Source organism: Lentzea nigeriaca (assembly GCF_016907955.1).
GTDB lineage: Bacteria > Actinomycetota > Actinomycetes > Mycobacteriales > Pseudonocardiaceae > Lentzea > Lentzea nigeriaca.
Map to the genome: position 1 here is coordinate 24,753 of NZ_JAFBCX010000024.1, position 16,849 is coordinate 41,601.

General features: G+C 69.0%; 17 protein-coding genes. 6 read left to right on the forward strand and 11 right to left on the reverse strand.

Features of this window, described 5'->3' with window-relative positions; genetic code table 11:
* The first annotated feature begins 88 nt into the window (after positions 1-88).
* On the forward strand, positions 89-1,840 hold the full coding sequence (locus tag JOD27_RS41230; RefSeq protein ID WP_204767824.1) for an HSP90 family protein: 1,752 nt from the start codon (positions 89-91) through the stop codon (positions 1,838-1,840).
* Positions 1,841-1,842: 2 nt separating this feature from the next.
* Entirely contained in the window at positions 1,843-4,545 is a 2,703-nt protein-coding gene (locus JOD27_RS41235) for a tetratricopeptide repeat protein (RefSeq protein ID WP_204767825.1), read from the forward strand.
* Here JOD27_RS41235 and JOD27_RS41240 read toward each other — a convergent pair whose 3' ends face one another.
* From JOD27_RS41240 to infC, 5 genes are all read right to left on the reverse strand, one after another.
* Positions 4,546-5,433, reverse strand: coding sequence for a S41 family peptidase (locus JOD27_RS41240; protein ID WP_204767826.1), 888 nt, complete (start codon positions 5,431-5,433; stop codon positions 4,546-4,548). It abuts the gene before it with no gap.
* Between the two features lie 36 nt (positions 5,434-5,469).
* Positions 5,470-6,309: a TrmH family RNA methyltransferase gene (locus JOD27_RS41245; RefSeq protein ID WP_204767890.1), complete on the reverse strand. Its 840-nt coding sequence runs from the start codon at positions 6,307-6,309 to the stop codon at positions 5,470-5,472.
* The gene (gene rplT / locus JOD27_RS41250) at positions 6,306-6,695 is read right to left on the reverse strand and encodes a 50S ribosomal protein L20 (protein ID WP_189259280.1); all 390 of its coding nucleotides are present in this window, start codon (positions 6,693-6,695) and stop codon (positions 6,306-6,308) included. Before rplT ends, JOD27_RS41245 begins: the two co-directional genes overlap by 4 nt.
* A gap of 74 nt (positions 6,696-6,769) precedes the next feature.
* A complete protein-coding gene (gene rpmI, locus JOD27_RS41255; RefSeq protein ID WP_109640906.1) occupies positions 6,770-6,964 on the reverse strand; it encodes a 50S ribosomal protein L35 in 195 nt (64 codons plus the stop codon).
* A gap of 49 nt (positions 6,965-7,013) precedes the next feature.
* Positions 7,014-7,619, reverse strand: a complete 606-nt coding sequence (gene infC, locus JOD27_RS41260) for a translation initiation factor IF-3 (protein ID WP_204767827.1) — start codon at positions 7,617-7,619, stop codon at positions 7,014-7,016.
* Positions 7,620-7,906: 287 nt separating this feature from the next.
* Between infC and JOD27_RS41265 the strand changes: the two genes are divergently transcribed.
* Positions 7,907-8,248 carry a DUF1844 domain-containing protein gene (locus tag JOD27_RS41265; protein WP_112230138.1) on the forward strand — a complete coding sequence of 114 codons (342 nt, stop codon included), beginning with the start codon at positions 7,907-7,909 and terminating at the stop codon, positions 8,246-8,248.
* Here JOD27_RS41265 and JOD27_RS41270 read toward each other — a convergent pair.
* The 6 genes from JOD27_RS41270 to JOD27_RS41295 form a co-directional block, all read right to left on the reverse strand.
* Positions 8,242-8,898: a hypothetical protein gene (locus tag JOD27_RS41270; protein WP_204767828.1), complete on the reverse strand. Its 657-nt coding sequence runs from the start codon at positions 8,896-8,898 to the stop codon at positions 8,242-8,244. The genes JOD27_RS41265 and JOD27_RS41270 overlap by 7 nt on opposite strands.
* Complete coding sequence (locus JOD27_RS41275; RefSeq protein ID WP_204767829.1) at positions 8,895-9,485, reverse strand: hypothetical protein; 591 nt, start codon at positions 9,483-9,485, stop codon at positions 8,895-8,897. The genes JOD27_RS41270 and JOD27_RS41275 overlap by 4 nt, the downstream gene beginning before the upstream one ends.
* 61 nt (positions 9,486-9,546) lie before the next feature.
* Positions 9,547-10,191 (reverse strand): hypothetical protein, encoded by a 645-nt coding sequence (locus JOD27_RS41280; protein WP_204767830.1) that lies wholly within the window; start codon positions 10,189-10,191, stop codon positions 9,547-9,549.
* A 99-nt stretch (positions 10,192-10,290) separates the two neighbouring features.
* Positions 10,291-10,671, reverse strand: coding sequence for a RidA family protein (locus tag JOD27_RS41285; protein ID WP_204767831.1), 381 nt, complete (start codon positions 10,669-10,671; stop codon positions 10,291-10,293).
* Positions 10,672-10,700: 29 nt separating this feature from the next.
* The gene (locus tag JOD27_RS41290; RefSeq protein WP_204767832.1) at positions 10,701-11,447 is read right to left on the reverse strand and encodes an IclR family transcriptional regulator; all 747 of its coding nucleotides are present in this window, start codon (positions 11,445-11,447) and stop codon (positions 10,701-10,703) included.
* Positions 11,448-12,413 (reverse strand): sugar kinase, encoded by a 966-nt coding sequence (locus tag JOD27_RS41295; protein WP_204767833.1) that lies wholly within the window; start codon positions 12,411-12,413, stop codon positions 11,448-11,450.
* A 97-nt stretch (positions 12,414-12,510) separates the two neighbouring features.
* Between JOD27_RS41295 and JOD27_RS41300 the strand changes: the two genes are divergently transcribed.
* From JOD27_RS41300 to JOD27_RS41310, 3 genes are read left to right on the forward strand one after another with little or no spacing between them, the layout of a single operon-like run.
* A complete protein-coding gene (locus JOD27_RS41300) occupies positions 12,511-13,791 on the forward strand; it encodes an amino acid deaminase (RefSeq protein ID WP_372441797.1) in 1,281 nt (426 codons plus the stop codon).
* Positions 13,792-13,802: 11 nt separating this feature from the next.
* Entirely contained in the window at positions 13,803-15,401 is a 1,599-nt protein-coding gene (locus tag JOD27_RS41305; protein WP_204767835.1) for an N-acyl-D-amino-acid deacylase family protein, read from the forward strand.
* Entirely contained in the window at positions 15,398-16,795 is a 1,398-nt protein-coding gene (locus tag JOD27_RS41310) for a GntP family permease (RefSeq protein WP_204767836.1), read from the forward strand. Before JOD27_RS41305 ends, JOD27_RS41310 begins: the two co-directional genes overlap by 4 nt.
* Positions 16,796-16,849 lie beyond the last annotated feature (54 nt).

The window sequence follows — 16,849 nt, forward strand, 5'->3', positions numbered from 1 at the left end:
ATCCTAGTGGGTCCGCTCTTGACCGCTTCCGGACGTTCCATTAAAGAGCGGCACTGGCCCCTGGTCCGTCCCTAGGATGGGCGGCATCATGTCGCACACCTTCCGCGTCGACCTGCGCGGCATCATCGACCTGCTCAGCCACCACCTGTACAGCAGTCCCCGCGTCTACGTGCGTGAACTGCTGCAGAACGCCGTCGACGCGATCACGGCGAGGCGTGAGCTCGACCCGTCCTGCCCGGCAGAGGTCACGATCACCTGCGGCGCCGAGCTCCGGATCACCGACACCGGCGTGGGCCTCACCGAGGACGAGGTGCACGAGCTGCTGTCGACGCTCGGCCGCACCTCGAAGCGCGATGACCTGGGGTTCGCCCGCGAAGGCTTCCTCGGGCAGTTCGGCGTCGGCATGCTGTCGTGCTTCCTGGTCGCTTCTTCGGTGACGGTCATCACCCGGTCCGCCCGCGGCGGTTCGGGCGTGCGCTGGGAAGCGGATTCCTCGGGCAACTACACGGTTTCTGTTGTGGACGGTGACGTTCCTGTCGGCACCACGGTCGTGCTGACGGCGTCGCGCGGCAACGAGCACTGGCTCGAAGCCGACGTCGTGCGGCCGTTGGTGAGCGACTACGGCGATCTGCTCCCGGCGGTGGTGACGCTGGACGGCGACGCCGTGACGCGCGGTCTTCGCCCGTGGGACGACGAGGACGCGGACCTTTCCGGGTACTGCGAGCAGATCTTCGGGTTCACGCCGTTCGAGGCGATCCCGATCGAGGTCGAGGCCGCGGGGCTGACCGGGGTCGCGTTCGTGCTGCCGTCCGGCGTGCATCCGGGCACGCGGCAGACGCACCGGGTGTACCTGAAGCGGATGCTGGTCGGCGACAACGTCGAGGGCCTGCTGCCGGACTGGGCGTACTTCGTGCGGTGCGTGGTCGACGCGTCCGCGATCCGGCCGACGGCGTCGCGCGAGTCGCTGTACCAGGACGAGATGCTGCTCGCGGTGCGCGAGGAGCTGGGCGAACAGATCCGCGACTGGCTGATCAGGCTCGACGCGATCGAGCCGCGCCGAGCCGGTGAGCTGCTGGCAGCGCACCACCTGGGGATCAAGTCGCTGGCCAGGTCGGACGACGAGATGCTGCGGCTGGTCGAGCGCTGGCTGCCGTTCGAGACGACGGACGGCCCGATCCCGCTGCGGCAGTTCCGGCGCAAGCACGGCGCGATCCTCTACATCCCGGACGTCGACGAGTTCCACCAGCTCGCGCCGGTCGCGGCCGCGCAGGGCCTCGGGCTCGTCAACGCCGGCTACGCCTACGACCTGGAGCTGCTGAACCGGCTGAGCGCGCTGGACGGCCCGTCGGTCGCGCGCCGGGTGGCGCCCACGGAGCTGCTGGCCGCGCTGGCCGATCCGGAACCGGACATCGAGACGGCGTTGCGGCTGCGGCTGTCCGAGGGCGCGGCGGCGCTCGACCGGCACGACTGCGACGCGGTGATCCGCGACTTCGACCCGGTCTCGTTGCCCGCCTTGCTGATCAGCAACGCCGAGCAGCAGCGCAAGCTCGACACCGAGCAGACGGCCGAGGAGGTCGTCGATCCGTTGTGGGCGGAGCTGCTGGGCCAGCTGACCGCCGACTCGGGTTCCGCGCGGCCGGAGCAGCTGGTGCTGAACTGCCGCAACCCGCTCGTGCAGCGGCTGGCGCGGCTGACCGACCCCGCTCTGGTGGAACTGACCCTGGAGTCTCTGTACGTGCACGCCGTGCTGCAGGCGCGGCGGGCGATGCGACCGAAGGACACGGCGGCGCTCAACCGTTCGTTCCTGGAACTGCTGGACCGCGCCGTTGGGGGACGATGACCATGACCGACTTCACCGCAGAGGACGCCGAAAGAGCGTTCATCGAGGCGTACAACATGCCCACGGGCATGCCGAAGCACGAGGCGCTGGAACGGGCCGCGCGCATGGCCGACTCGCTCGGGCATCTGCCGCTCGGGGTGTCGTGCCGGATCGCGTTGATCGACTCGGCCTACTACCTGTCGCGCTACGACCTGATGCTGGCGCCGTTCGCGTGGGCCCGAGCCGCCGAGGAGAAGGATCCGGAGGCGTTCAACGACTACGAGATCCACTCGCTGAACTGGTCGCACAAGTGGATCGCGACGGGTCTGCGGCGTGATCCCCGGTTCTCGCTGGCGCAGCTGGAAGCCGTGATCGGGCAGCTCGCCGACCGCTACGGGCGGCTCGGGTTCTCGGTGCAGCCGGTGCACGGCGCGCGTGCCGAGCTGGCCTACCACGTCGGCGACCTGACGGGCCTGGCAGAGCACCTCGGGAAGTACCTGGCCACCGAGTCGGGTCCGATGGCGGACTGTGACGCGTGCGTGGTCGAGGAGCAGGTCTGGATGCTGACGCGGCTCGGCAGGCACCAGGAGGCCGCCGCGCACGGCTGGGAAGGCTTGTCCGGCAACACGAACTGCGCGACGCAGCCGCAGGGCATCCTGTCGGCGCTGCTGTGGCCGTTGCTGGAGATCGGTGACGCCGAACGGGCGGCGCACGCGCACACGACCGCGTACCGGTTGATCAAGGACGACGAGATCACCTCGTACGTGCACGAGCACATCCGGTTCTGCGCGTTGACGGGCAACGTGTCCCGCGGCGAGGAGATCCTGCGCCGGTCGCTGCACAAGGTGACCGCCACGCAGCTGCCTGCCGACGAGATGTCGTTCGCCGAGTGCGCTTCCGTTCTGCTGCAACGGATTCCGGCCGACACGGTGTTCGAGGTGCCGTCGGTGGGGTCGTTGACCGCTCACGCGCTGCTCGACCGGCTGTCGGCGCGAGCGATCGAGCTGGCCAAGGCGTTCGACGCGCGCAACGGCACCTCGGCGTGGATCGAACGGGTGTCGAAGTCGTTGGAGCAGGCCGACTACGCGCACGTCGAGCTGGCGGTGCCGGCCGCACAGGTGGCCGCTCCCGCCGAGGAGCCCGTCGTGTTCGGCGATCCGGTGGAGATCGCCGAGGCCATGGTGACGCTGTACGAGCAGGGCGACTTCGTGAAGGCGCGGCGGATGCTCGACTCGCTGCCCGCGGACATGGACTCGTTGCTGCCGCCCGATCTCGCGGCGCACGCGGGCATCCGGCGGATGACGACGGGGCTCGTGCCGTTCGATCCCGCGGTGTTCGAGGAGCTGCTGACCCAGCTGCCCCACGACTACGCGTTGCGGTACCAGGCGCGGATGGCGATGGGGCTGGAGGACGGCCTGGAGCTCGCCGAGCGGTGCCTGGCAGAGGCCGAGACCGACTTCACGCGGTCGGTCGCGGCGTTGACGCTGGCCGAGCTGCTCGACGACGCGCACTCGCACGACCGCGCCTCCGAGATGCTCGCCCTCGCGTCCTCTTTGGACGTTCCGGAACTGCGCGGCCGGGTGCTGGTCGAGGCTGCGGAACACCGTGCGCGGCAACAGGATCTCGACGGCGCGTATGCGGACGTCGTGGCTGCCATGGCCGGAGACCTGCCGCCGAGCGCGCGGTTCGAGGGCTTCCGGCTGCGGTTGCGGCTGGAGACGGTGCTGGGCCGCGTGGCGGAGGCGATGGCGACGGCGCGGGAGTTCGTGGCGGCGTTCCCGCTGCCCGAATCCGCCGAAGCCCGCTGGTACCAGGTGGCCGCGATCCAGGAGCTGGACCAGGAAGCCGCGTGCCTGTCCGACCTGCGGGAGGCCGTGGCGATCTCGCGCGTGCACCTCTCCCCCGGCCACACCGCGCACTTCTGCTTCGCGCTGAGCGGCGGGTACGTGCAGACGGACAGGTTCGTCGAGGCCGCCGAGGTGCTCGAGGAGTCGTTGCGGCTGCTGCAGGAGGGCCAGGACGACCTGCGGCTTCAGGTGGTGTTCCGGCTCGGGCAGGTGTGCCGCAAGCTCGGCGAACTGCCGGCGGCCGAGCGGTACCTGCGCGAGGCGTCCGAGCTGCTGCCGCCCGAGGAGGTGGCGCGCAGGGCGTTCCTGCTGGACGCGCTGGCCTCGGTGCAGGGCCGCATGGACAAGCACGACGAGGCAACGGCTTCCTGGCGTGCGGCAGCGGCGTTGTGGCAGCAGGAGGGCAACGTCTCGGAGGCGATCGGCTCGCTGATCGAGCTGGCCTCGAACCTGCCCGACGACGAGGTCGTCGAGACCCGCGCCGCCGTCGACGAGGCCGAGTCACTGCTGCCGACGCTGGACGACCCGACCGAGGTCACCCGGCGGCAGGCCGAGATCGTCGCGATCCGCGCGTGGGTGCACGGCCAGGCCGGCGAGTTCGCCCTGGCGATGAAGCACTACCGCGACGCCGAGGCGCTGGTGGTGTCGCTGGGCGACGAGGGCTGGCGGGTCTTCGTCATCCTGCGGGCGGCGCACGTGCTGCTGAACGCCGACGACCCCGAGGGCGCTGAGGCCGAGGCGCGCCGGGCGGCATCGCTGCTGCCCGACGACAACCAGGCCGGGAACGTCGTGGCGGTGCTCTCGGAGGCGTTGCGGCGCCAGAACAAGCCTGCCGGCACCGACCCGCTGGTCCGAGAGCTCACCGCCCGGCTGGACTGATCACTCGGTGTTCGAGGTCGCCTTGGCGTAGGCGACCTCGAACGCCTGGTCCGCCGGAACCTCGATGTCGGGGACCACGCCCACGCCCTCCCAGTTGGTGCCGGAGATCGGGTTGATCGCGCGGCCGTTGGGGACCGCGGACTTCAGGTGCGGGCCGACGCGGTAGCGGTCGCCGGGATGGGCGCCGCCCTTGGTGGTCTCGCCGATGAGGGTGGCGCGCTTGTTCTGCTGCAGGTCGTAGCTCAGTTCCTCGCCGCCGGAGAAGGTGCGGCCGCTGGTGAGAACGTAGATCGGCTTCTGGCCGCCGAACTTCGGGCCCGGCACGTGCGGCAGAGTCCAGAACTGCCGGGTTGAGTCCTCCGGGCGGTTGTAGATGTCGTTGAGGTGCACCGCTTCGTCGAAGAGGTAGCTGCAGATCAACGCGACCGTGTGCGGGTCGCCGCCGCGGTTGTCGCGCAGGTCGAGGATCAACGCGCTCGTGTGCGCGATGAGGTTCATGGCGGCGGTGACGGCGGGGGTGGCGATCTCGGCGTCGTGCAGCACGGTGAGATCGAGCAGGCCGATGTTGCCTTCGAGGCGCTCGACCTTCCGGATGCCGAACGCGTCCCGCTCGGCTTCCTTCCGGTAGGCCACCGGGTCCCACGCCGAGTCCTCGCCGGTTTCCAGGAGCTCGTCTTCGCTGTACAGCAGGCGGAGGTGCTTGTCGCCGTTGACCGACTGGAGGTCCGCGGTGACCCGTGCCGCGAAGTCCTCGTCGTCAGTGGCGTCCGCGTAGGCGCCTTCGGCGAGGCGGGTGCGCAAGACCTTCGCGATGTCTTCCGCCACGTCCGGGAAGACGTAGTAGGAGGCGAGCTGGGAGCACAGGATTTCGATCTCTGTTTCACGCACGCGCGCACAGTAGCCGCGCGCCCTGCTCGCGTCAGCTCAATTGCGTTGGTCGCGGGCGGAGGCGTAGAGGCACACCGCGGCGGCCGTCGCGAGGTTGAGGCTCTCGGCGGCGCCGTACAGCGGCACCTTCAGCGACGTGTCGAGCTGGGCGACGACGTCGTCGGGCAGGCCGTGGGCCTCGCTGCCGAACACCCACGCCGTGGGCTGTTCGAGGTCGCCCTGGCGCGAGGCCTCGACGAGGTCGGACTTCGCGTAGCCGTCGGCGGCGACGAGACGCAGACCGGCGGAGCGGCAGGCGGCGAAAACCTCTGCCGCGTCACGGGATCGCGCGATCGGCAGGTGGAAGAGCGAGCCCGTGGAGGCGCGCACGCACTTGCCGTTGTGCGGGTCGACCGTGTCGCCCGCGAAGATCACCGCGTCGGCTCCCGCCGCGTCCGCCACGCGCGTGACGGTGCCCGCGTTACCGGGGTCCGAGACGCCGTAGAGCACGGCGACGAGCCGCGGAGTGCCCTGCAGCGCCTGGTCGAGCGGTTGCGGGACGGCGTCGCACACGGCGACGAGGCCTTGGGGCGTCACGGTTTCCGACAGCGACGCGGCCGCCTTGTCGGTGACCTCGCTGATCCGGATGCCTTGTGCCCGCGCTGTCTGCAGCAGCTCGGGGTTGCGTTCCGCGGCCGTCGCCGTGACGAAGAGTTCGTGGACCTGGCCGTTCTGCCAGGCGAGTGCCTCGCGCACGGCCTGGGCGCCCTCGACGAGGAAGCGACCGGCTTTGTCACGGCCCTGGCGGCGGGTCAGGTGGCGAGCAGCAACGACCCGAGGCGTCCGTTCGGTGAACGGAGCTGCCTCGGGTCGTTGTCCGCGAGCGTGCTGGCTCAGGCCTTGTCCTCGGCCGGGGCGTTCACGTCGGTCGGGAGCGCGTTGCGGGCGATCTCGACGAGAGCGGTGAAGGCGGTCGCGTCGGTGACGGCGAGGTCCGCGAGGATCTTGCGGTCGACCTCGACACCCGCGAGCTTCAGGCCCTGGATGAAGCGGTTGTAGGTGATGCCGTTCTGGCGCGCACCGGCGTTGATGCGCTGGATCCAGAGCTTGCGGAAGTCGCCCTTGCGCGCACGACGGTCGCGGTACGCGTAGTTGAGCGAGTGGAGCACCTGCTCCTTGGCCTTGCGGTACAGCCTCGAGCGCTGGCCGCGGTAACCGCTCGCCAGCTCAAGGGTGGTACGACGCTTCTTCTGGGCGTTCACAGCCCGCTTGACGCGTGCCACGGGTCCATCCTGTCGATCTCATGGGGGGAGGGGTCGGGGCCCTCCCCCGAGTTGCTAAGGGGTGTCGAAGCGGGTCAGAGACCGAGCAGCTTCTTGATGCGCGGCGCGTCGTTCTCCGACACGACCGCGGTGCCGCTCATGCGACGGGTGACGCGGCTCGACTTCTTCTCCAGGATGTGGCGCTTGCCGGCCTTCTCCCGGACGATCTTGCCGCTGCCGGTGACCTTGAACCGCTTCGAGGTCCCGCTGTGCGTCTTGTTCTTCGGCATTTCCGTCCTCGTCTCGTGCTACCCACCGGGTCGGGGGCGGGCATGCGTCCTATTCGGCGGCTTCGTCGCCTTGGACGACGTCGTCCTGGTCCTGCTTGACCGGACGAGCCTTGATGTTCTTGTGCGGCGCCAACACCATGATCATGTTGCGGCCGTCCTGCTTGGGGTTGGACTCGACGAAGCCCAGCTCCGCGACGTCCTCCGCCAGCTTCTGCAGCAACCGGTAGCCGAGCTCGGGGCGCGACTGCTCTCGTCCGCGGAACATGATGGTCACCTTGACCTTGTTCCCGTGCGAGAGGAAGCGGGCCACGTGGCCCTTCTTCGTCTGGTAGTCGTGCGGGTCGATCTTCGGCCGGAGCTTCTGCTCCTTGATGACCGTCAGCTGCTGGTTACGGCGGGACTCACGAGCCTTCTGAGCGGTCTCGTACTTGAACTTGCCGTAGTCCATGAGCTTGCAGACCGGAGGTCGAGCCTGCGCGGCGACCTCGACGAGGTCCAGATCCGCTTCCTGCGCGAGTCGGAGTGCGTCCTCGATGCGAACGATCCCGACCTGCTCGCCGTTCGGCCCGACCAGACGGACCTCAGGCACGCGGATGCGGTCGTTGATGCGCGGCTCGGTGCTCGCGGGAGCACCTCGGTTCGAGGGACTTGTCATTCACGTCCTTTGCGACTCGTTTGCGCCAAAAACAAGAGCCCCGTCGTCTACGTCGACGACAGGGCCCGCTTCCGACCGATCGCAAACCTGAACGCCGGGACACCCATGTGCCCTGTGTCAGGAGGACCGGACCCGGCCACCTCTTGAGGCGGTGAACGCGGGTGGGAGCGGGGCTCCACTTGCCGCTCTCGCACTAACGAGAGCTGGTCGCGTCGGAAATAGTAGCAGACGCCGATGTCAACCCCCGAATCGCGGGCCCGCCGGAGCGCCTTGCTTGAATGTGAGGCGTGACTGAGCCCCTTGAAGACAGCATCCGTGACCTCGGGGACGTCCCCAGCATCGAGGTCATCAGCCGCGCGGCCGTGATGCTGCTGTCCGCCGCCGCGGAGCGCCTGGGCCTCGCCGACCCGGACCCGGACAACTCCCCGCGCCGCGACCTGGACGAGGCCCGCCGCCTGATCACCGCCCTCGCCGGCCTGGTCACCGCCTCCTCCGAGTACCTCGGCCCGCACGCCGCGCCGCTGAAGGACGGCCTGCAGTCGGTGCAGCGCGCGTTCCGCGAGGCCTCCGTCGTGCCCGACGAGCCCGGCCAGGGCCCCGGCGAGAAGTACACCGGCCCGGTCTACTGATCCGCTCGCACCACGACGGGCTCCCAGGGCTCGGCCCTGATCTGGAACACCGCACTGGCCCGCTGCCCGGTGGCCGCACGGAACGTGATCGCGCTGCCGTTGTGCAGCGGCCCGATCTCCAGGTGCTCGGCAGGGGGCTCGTCGTGCTGCGACAGCCCGAGCACCCTGCTGCCGGGCACCACGGACACCGTGAGCTGCTCGATCACCGCGGGCCCACCGAAGTAGCTGAGCCGGAACTCGTCGGGCGCGCCGGGCGTGATGGCGAACGTCGGCATGCCCCGCCTGCTGCGTTCGGCGGAGAGCATCTCGGTGAGCTCGCTCACCTGCTGCGTGGCCTGCTGGGCTGTGAGTTGCGCCTCGTCGGCCAGCATCCGCGACGCCGTGGCCGCCTCCTGCGCCTGCGCCGCGGCCTTCTTGCTCTCCTCCGCCGCCGTCTTGGCCTGCAACGCACTCGTCGCGGCCTGCTCGACGGCCTTGCGCGCGGCCTGCGCCTCTTCCTGCGCCTTGGTCGCGGCTGCCTGCGCCGTGGTGGCGGCCGCCTGCCCCGCGGTGGCGGCGTCCTGAGCGTTCTTCGCCTCACGTGCCTGCCACAGCGCCACCGCCATCGAACACATCGCCACGATGGCGGCGATCACGGCCAACGCGATCATGCCCGCACCCCCAGTGCCGCGAGCTGCCTTCTGGCCAGCTCCTCGATGGTGTCCGTGTCCCCGGTGCGCCACTTCGCGGCCGGGTCGTGCGGGAACCTCGCGAGTTCCTTCGGCTTCAAGCTGGTAAGCGCTCTCAGGGCGAGCAGGTCCGGCATGTCCCTGAGCTTCACGATGTGAGCCGCCCTGAAGGCGTACCGCAGCCGCAACGGCAACCAGGTGATCAGCAGGAACAGCACCGGGATCACGATGAGAGCGGTTGCCAGCCAGAACGCGGTGTCCTCGACCACGCCGATCTGCGTGTTGCCCACCCCGATGAGCGTCTCGCCGGCCTTGCTGCCGTTGCCCAGCGCCCCCGACAGGTCGTCGCCGACGAACGGCACACCCCTGGCCTTGTTGGCGGCGTTGGTGAAGACGTCGCGGATGTCACCGCCCGCGTTGACCAGCCCGTCCCCCGGCGCTCTCAGTTGGAGCACCCAGTCGTGAGCGGTGGTGGCCACCCAGATCCACAGCGCCACCCAACCCACCGCGAGGAGGTCGGCGATCAGCTGACGCGTGAGCCTGACAGGTCTGTCCGCGTACCACTTCATGAAGCGGATGGTTTCACAAACAACAAACCGCGGTTCTCTGTCGCCCGTCAGGCAGAACGCACTACGCCGTGGTGATGAGTTTCGCCCAGTGCTCGCCGGGCTGCCGCCCGATCCAGTCGCCGTAGAGCAACGCCCACCGACGGCTCGGCAAACCCCAGAACTCGTTGACCTTCCGCACCGACTCGTCGCGGTCCCAGCCCAGGTCGGTGAGGGCTTGGACGGTGTCGGCCATGACCTTCTTCTGCTCGTCGGTGGAGGAGTACAGGAAGTCGGTCTTCGCGTTGCTCAGCAACATCAGCGGCCGGATGTCGTCCTCGAAGCCGGGCAGTGTGCGTTCTGCTGTCCAGAACGTCACGTTCGTCGTCACCGGGATGACGTCGTCGTGGGGCTCCGAGATGGAGAACAGCGCGGTGACCGGCCTTTGGGCTTGGCGGAGGCATGCGCGTGCGTAGGCCAGAGACACACCCAGCAGTTCGGTCAGGTCGTCTCCGCGAGGGATGTCCTGGCTGTTGATCTCGGCCTCGTCGGCGCGCAGGTCGCCGTCCGGCTTGCTTTCGGACATCTCGCGCAGCAGGTACGCGCCGGACTCGTGCTCGACCCAGCCCTTGGCGACGATGACGGCGAGGGAGGGCGGCAGGAGTGCTTCGCCGGGCCTGATCGCGTGCAGTGCCGCTCGCATGCGGATGTTGGCCTTCTCCGAGATCAACCCTGACCTCCAGCTGCCGATGGCGCGCCTCCGGATGGAGGCACGCCACAGCAAAGCACCAGTCGATCGTGGTTCGCGCGTCGAGTTCCGCCCAGCAGATCAGTCCACGACCGCGAGCGCGTCGATCTCCACCAGCAACCCGGCGGGCAGTCCCACGTAGACGGTCGTCCGTGCAGGCGCCGGGTCCGTCACGAACTCGCCGTACACCTCGTTCAGCTCGGCGAAGTGCGCGGTGTCGGTGAGATACACGCGGATCATCACCACGTCGTCGATGGAGGCGCCGCCGGCGGCCAGCACCGCGTTGAGGTTCGCGAACGTCTGGCGGGTCTGCTCGGCCACGGTGGTGCCGACGATCTCGCCGGACTTCGGGTCGAACGCGACCTGGCCGGCCACCTGCAGGATGTTCCCCTTGCGCACACCCTGCGAGAAACGGGCCACCGGCTGCGGCGCGTCGGCGGTCTTGATCTCAACCTTGGACAACGGATCTTCCCCTTCAGCTGTGCGGAATCCTATTTGGGAACGTAACCGCATTCGACCGAGGCAGCCTCTGCGGTGGCGAGCAGGTCCGGCAGGTGGGACAGGAGGCCGTCGAAGTCGAGCAGCACCTTGGGCACCGACATCGACACGGCGGCGAGCACCTCGCCGCGCGAACCGCGGATCGGGGCGGCGATGCAGTGGATGAAGTCCTCGTGCTCGGCGTTGTCGACGGCGTAACCGTTGGCGCGCACGCGTTCCAGTTCGGCGAGGTAGGCCGTCGGGCCGATGATGGTGTTCGCAGTCAGGCGCGGGAACTCCATCGTCGACAGCACTTTCTGCAGCGACGCGGCGGGCAGGTCGGCGAGCAGGACCTTCGCCACGGCCGTGCAGTGCAACGGTGCGCGCCGGCCGATGCGCGAGTACATCCGCATCGGGTGGCTCGACTCGTACTTGTCGATGTAGATCACCTCACCGTCCTCATAGGACGCGAGGTGGATCGTGTAGCCCAGGCGGGAGTTGAGGTCGCGCAGCGCGGGTTCGGCGGCGCGGCGGACGTCGCGTTCCTCCAGGGCTCTGTTGGCGAGGTCGAAGAGCGCCGTGCCGAGGCGGTAGTGGTGCACGCCGTCGCGCTGCACGAACCGGTGCGACTCCAGCGTGCGCAGGAGCCGGAGCGTCGTCGACTTGTGCACGCCGATCACGCCGGACAGCTCGTCCAGCGTCTTCGGGCCCGTCGCGAGCTGGCTCACCAGGGTGAGCGCGCGGTCGAGGCTCTGGCTCATTCACACCTCCAGGCGGGCGGACGCCCAGGTCTGCGGGTCGGCGTGCAGCAGCGGATCTGTCACGTCGTCCGGCAAAGGATCTCCGACGTCCTCGGCGGTGAGCAAAGCGGTGGCCGCCTGCAGGTGCCCGGCGCGCAGCCGGACCGACGGCGTCTCGCCCGCGAGCGTCGCCGCGAGGAAGCCTGCCGCGAACGCGTCACCGGCGCCGACCGGCTCCACGACCTCGACCTTCAGCGCCGGTTCGAAGTACGACGAACCGGCTTCCAGCAGTGTCGCACCGTCCGCCCCCTGCTTCACGACCAGCGAGGACGGGACGGGCAGCAACGCCCGCAGCCTGTGTGGATCACCGGTTCCCCACACCAGTTCCGCCTCGTCGGAACCCGCGAGCACGATGTCGGCCAGGTCCGCCAGCTCACGCAGCACGCGCGGATCGCGGTCCGCCCAGAGCGCGGGACGCCAGTTCAGGTCGAACGAGATCTTGAACCCGTGCCGCGGCCTGTGTAGCAACTCGCGCAGCAACGCGAGGCACGAATCGGACAAGGCGGCCGTGATTCCGCTGATGTGCACCAGCTTCACCTCGCCCAAGCCCAGCCGGTCGATCATCTCCAGGCCCATGCCCGATGCCGCGGAGCCGCGCCGGTAGTAGCGCACCGGACTGCCGTGCGGTGAGGCCTCCTTGACGTAGAGGCCGGTCGGGCGGGTCGCGTCGATCCGCACCCGCGAGGTGTCGACGCCGAAGCCGCCGACCGCGTCGAGCACCGCCAGCCCGAACGAGTCGTCGCCGACAGCGCTCACCCACGACGAGCTGACGCCGAGTCGTGCCAGGTGGATGGCGACGTTGGACTCGGCGCCCCCGACGGTGCGATGCCACGTGCGTACCAGATGCACGGGACCGGGTTCTGCCGGAACCATCATCACCATGGTCTCGCCGAGACACACGACACCGCCGACGTGTTCGAACCGCATGCGTGCTCCAGAGGTGTTCGTTGACGGCGGCGCACCCGAATGCTACACACTCCAGCATCACATCGCGCAATGGGAGTTGCAAATTATGCAACAACTGATGGAGATCGATCTTTCCGCCGTCGCCGACATCCGTTCCGAACGGGTCAGCTGGCGGTTCAAGGGCATGCCGTCGAGCACGTTCGGCTCGACCATCGGCGAGGTCGCCGACCGGCGGCTGGACCTCTTCGCCGACGAGTTCGTCGGCCCGCTCGTCGTGCTGGACGCGGACGCGTTGACGCACAACCTGACGACGATGTCCAAGTGGTGTGACAACCACGGCGTCAAGCTGGCTCCGCACGGCAAGACGACGATGGCACCGCAGCTGTTCCAGCGGCAGATCGAGCACGGCATCTGGGGCATCACCGCGGCCAACGCGTCGCAGCTGCGCGTCTACCGGGCGTTCGGCGTCAGCCGGATCCTGCTCGCGAACCAGCTGCTCGACCCCGCCGCGCTGCGCTGGCTGGTGAACGAGCTCGACCACGACCCGCGCTTCGAGTTCACCTGCTGGGCCGACTCCGAGGCCGGGGTCGCACTGCTGAGCGAGACGCTGCAGGAGCTGCAGCCGTCGCGGCCGGTCGACGTGCTGGTCGAGCTCGGCGCACCCGGCGGACGTACCGGTGCGCGCGATCAGGACACCGCGCTGGCCGTCGCACGTGCCGTGGACCAGAGCCCGGTGCTGCGACTGGCGGGGATCAGCGGCTACGAAGGCGCTCTGGCGCACGACGCGTCCGAGTCGTCGCAGTCCATTGTGGACCGCTACCTGACCGACCTGCGGACGCTGGTGCTGCGCGTGGCCGACGCCGGGATGCTCGACGAGCTGGACGAGGTGATCGTCACCGCGGGCGGCAGCCAGTACTTCGACCAGGTGGCGGCGACGTTGACGCAGCCGTGGCCGGTGCCGGTGACGCCGGTGCTGCGCAGTGGCGCGTACATCACGCACGACGACGGCTTCTACCGCGAACTTTCGCCGTTCTCGCGGATCGAGGGCGTGGAATCGTTCCGCCCGGCGTTCAGGGCTTGGGCCCAGGTGACGTCACGGCCGCAGCGCGACCTGGCGTTGCTGACGCTCGGCAAGCGCGACGCGTCGTACGACCTGGGCCTGCCGGAACCGCAGCTGGTGCGCCGCAGGGACGGCGCGATCGCCCCGCTGACGCAGGCGAAGGTCACCGCGCTGAACGACCAGCACGCGTTCCTGTCCCTGGGCGCCGAGGCCACGGTCCGGGTCGGCGACTGGGTCGGGCTCGGGCTTTCCCACCCCTGCACGGTGTTCGACAAGTGGCACCTCATCCCGGTCGTCGAGGGCACGACCGTGGTCGACCTGATTCGCACCTATTTCTGAGGAGTGCTGCGATGGAGGACGTCGTCCTGCGCGGTCCACTGATCGCAGACGGCACGGGCGCACCCACGTATCGCGCGGATGTGGCGATCAAGGACGGCGTCATCTCGCAGATCGGCACCCAAAATGATCGTCGCAGCCTCACGGGCACCAGGTCGATCGACGCGGACGGGCTCGTGCTCGCGCCGGGGTTCATCGACATGCACTCGCACTCCGACCTGCAGATCCTCGCCGAGCCGGACCACCTGGCGAAGGTCTCGCAGGGCGTCACGACCGAGGTGCTCGGTCAGGACGGCCTGTCGTACGCACCGGTGAACGACGAGGTGCTCGCGACGCTGAGAAGCCAGCTCGCCGGGTGGAACGACGATCCGCCGGGCTTCGACTGGAACTGGCGCTCGGTCGGCCAGTACCTCGACCGGCTCGACCAGGGCATCGCGGTGAACGCCGCCTACCTGGTGCCGCAGGGGACGCTCAGGATGCTCGCCGTCGGCTGGGAGGACCGGCCGGCGACCGAGGCCGAGATGCTCGTCATGAAGAACAAGCTGGCGAAGTCGTTGGTGGAGGGCGCTTTCGGCATGTCGTCCGGGCTGACCTACACGCCCGGCATGTACGCGGACACGTCCGAGCTGGTGCAGCTCTGCGAGGTCGTCGGGAAGTACGGCGGGTACTACAGCCCGCACCACCGCAGCTACGGTGCGGGCGCGCTGGAGGCCTACGCCGAGATGGTGGACGTCTCCAAGCGATCCGGCTGCCCGTTGCACCTCGCACACGCCACGATGAACTTCCCGGTCAACAAAGGCCGCGCACCGGAGCTGCTGGCGTTGCTGGACGACGCGATCGCCTCAGGTGCGGACATCAGCCTCGACACCTATCCGTACCTGCCGGGCGCGACGTACCTGAGTGCGCTGCTCCCGTCGTGGGCCACGGAAGGCGGGCCGGAGCGAGCGCTGGCTCGGCTGTCCGATGTGGACACCCGTGAGCGGATCCGCGAGGAGATCGAGGAGATCGGCTCGGACGGGTGCCACGGCGTGCCGGTCGACTGGGACTCCATCGAGATCAACGGCGTCCGCAACGAGCACAACGCGCATCTGGTCGGCGCGAGCGTTCTCCAGTCCGCCGCACGGCTGGGGCGCGATCCGGCCGACCTGTACTTCGACGTGCTGGTCGACGAACGCCTCGGCACCTCCTGCCTGATGCACGTGGGCCACGAGGAGAACGTGCAGGCGATCATGAGACATCCGGCGCACACCGGCGGCAGCGACGGGCTGCTCGTCGGCGACCGCCCGCATCCGCGCGCATGGGGCACGTTCCCCCGCTACTTCGCGCGCTACGTCCGCGAACTCGGTGTGCTGAGCCTGGAGGAGTGCGTCGAGCACCTCACCGGCCGTGCCGCCCAGCGTTTGCGGCTCACCGACCGGGGTCTGGTCCGCGAGGGCTACGCGGCCGACCTGGTGCTGTTCGACGCCTCGACGATCGCCGACACGGCGACGTTCGACCAGCCTCGGCAGCAGGCCGCCGGCATCCCGTACGTGTTCGTCAACGGGGTGACGGTGATCGACGACGGAACCCCCACCGGCGCATTGCCAGGCCATTCACTCAGGAGCCGCCCGTGATCGACTGGTTGCAACACACGACACCGGGTCTGCTGACCCTCGCGGTAGTCAGCATCGCGGTGCTGCTGCTCCTCATCATCAGGTTCAAGGTCGAGCCGTTCATCGCGTTGCTCGTCGTGGCACTGCTCGTCGCGCTGGCGGCCGGCGTCCCGACGGAGACGCTGGTCGGGTCGGCGCAGAAGGCCTCGGACTCGTTGCTGGAAAAGGGTTTCGGCGGCATCCTCGGCCACATCACGGCGATCATCGGTCTCGGTACGTTGCTGGGCGCGATCCTCGAGGCGTCCGGTGGCGCGCAGGTGCTGATGGACAAGCTGATGAGCGCGTTCGGTGAGAAGCGCGCGCCGGTCGCGATCGGTCTGGCCGGTCTCATCTTCGGTGTGCCGGTCTTCTTCGACATCGGCATCTTCGTGCTGGCGCCGCTGGTCTACGTCGCGGCGAAGCGCAGCGGCAAGTCGATCGTGCTGTTCAGCATGCCGCTGCTCGCGGGCCTGTCGGTCATGCACGCGTTCATGCCGCCGCACCCCGGCCCGGTCGCCGCGGCCGGTCTGCTGAAGGTCGGCCTGGGCTGGATCATCATCATGGGACTCGCGGTGGCGATCCCGTCCTGGTTCGTCGGCGGTGTCCTGTACTCGTACTGGATCGGCAAGCGCATCAACGTGCCGGTGCCGGAGGAGATGCTGGTCGCGGCCGAGCAGGCCAAAGAGGAGAACGGTGACCGCGAACCGCCCTCGCTCTGGCTGGTGCTCTCGATCATCGGCCTGCCGCTGGTGCTGATCCTCGCCGGCACGTTCGGCTCGATCCTGCTGCAGAAGGGGTCCCGGCCGTACTCGATCGCCACGTTCTTCGGCACTCCCGCCGTGGCGCTGACGATCGCCGTGCTGCTCGCGTTCTGGCTGCTGGGTTTCCGGCGCGGCATGACGCGCGAGAAGGTCGCGGAGATGGCGGGCGCGTCGCTGCGGCCGGTCGCGATGATCCTGCTCGTCGTCGGTGCCGGTGGCTTCTTCGGCGCCGTGCTGGCCGCGACCGGCATCGGCAAGACCCTGGCGGGCGAGCTGTCCGACCTCGGTCTGCCGGTGATCGCGCTGTCGTACGTGATCAGCTGCGTCATCCGGATCGCGCAGGGCTCGGCGACCGTCGCGATCGTGACGACCGCGGGCATCGTGGCACCGGTACTGGCGGACCTGAACTACTCGCAGCCGCAGCTCGCCCTGATCGTCATGGCGATCGCGTCCGGTTCGATCATCGCCTCGCACGTCAACGACGGAGGGTTCTGGATCGTCTCCCGCTACTTCGGCCTTTCGGTGAAGGAAACGCTGCAGTCGTGGACGGTGCTGGAGACCATTCTCTCGGTGGTCGGTTTCGTGGTTGCCGCCCTGCTCAGCCTGGTCGTCTAATCAGACACAACCCAACAAGTTCGAACGCTTGACAACGCGAGCCCCGCATCACAG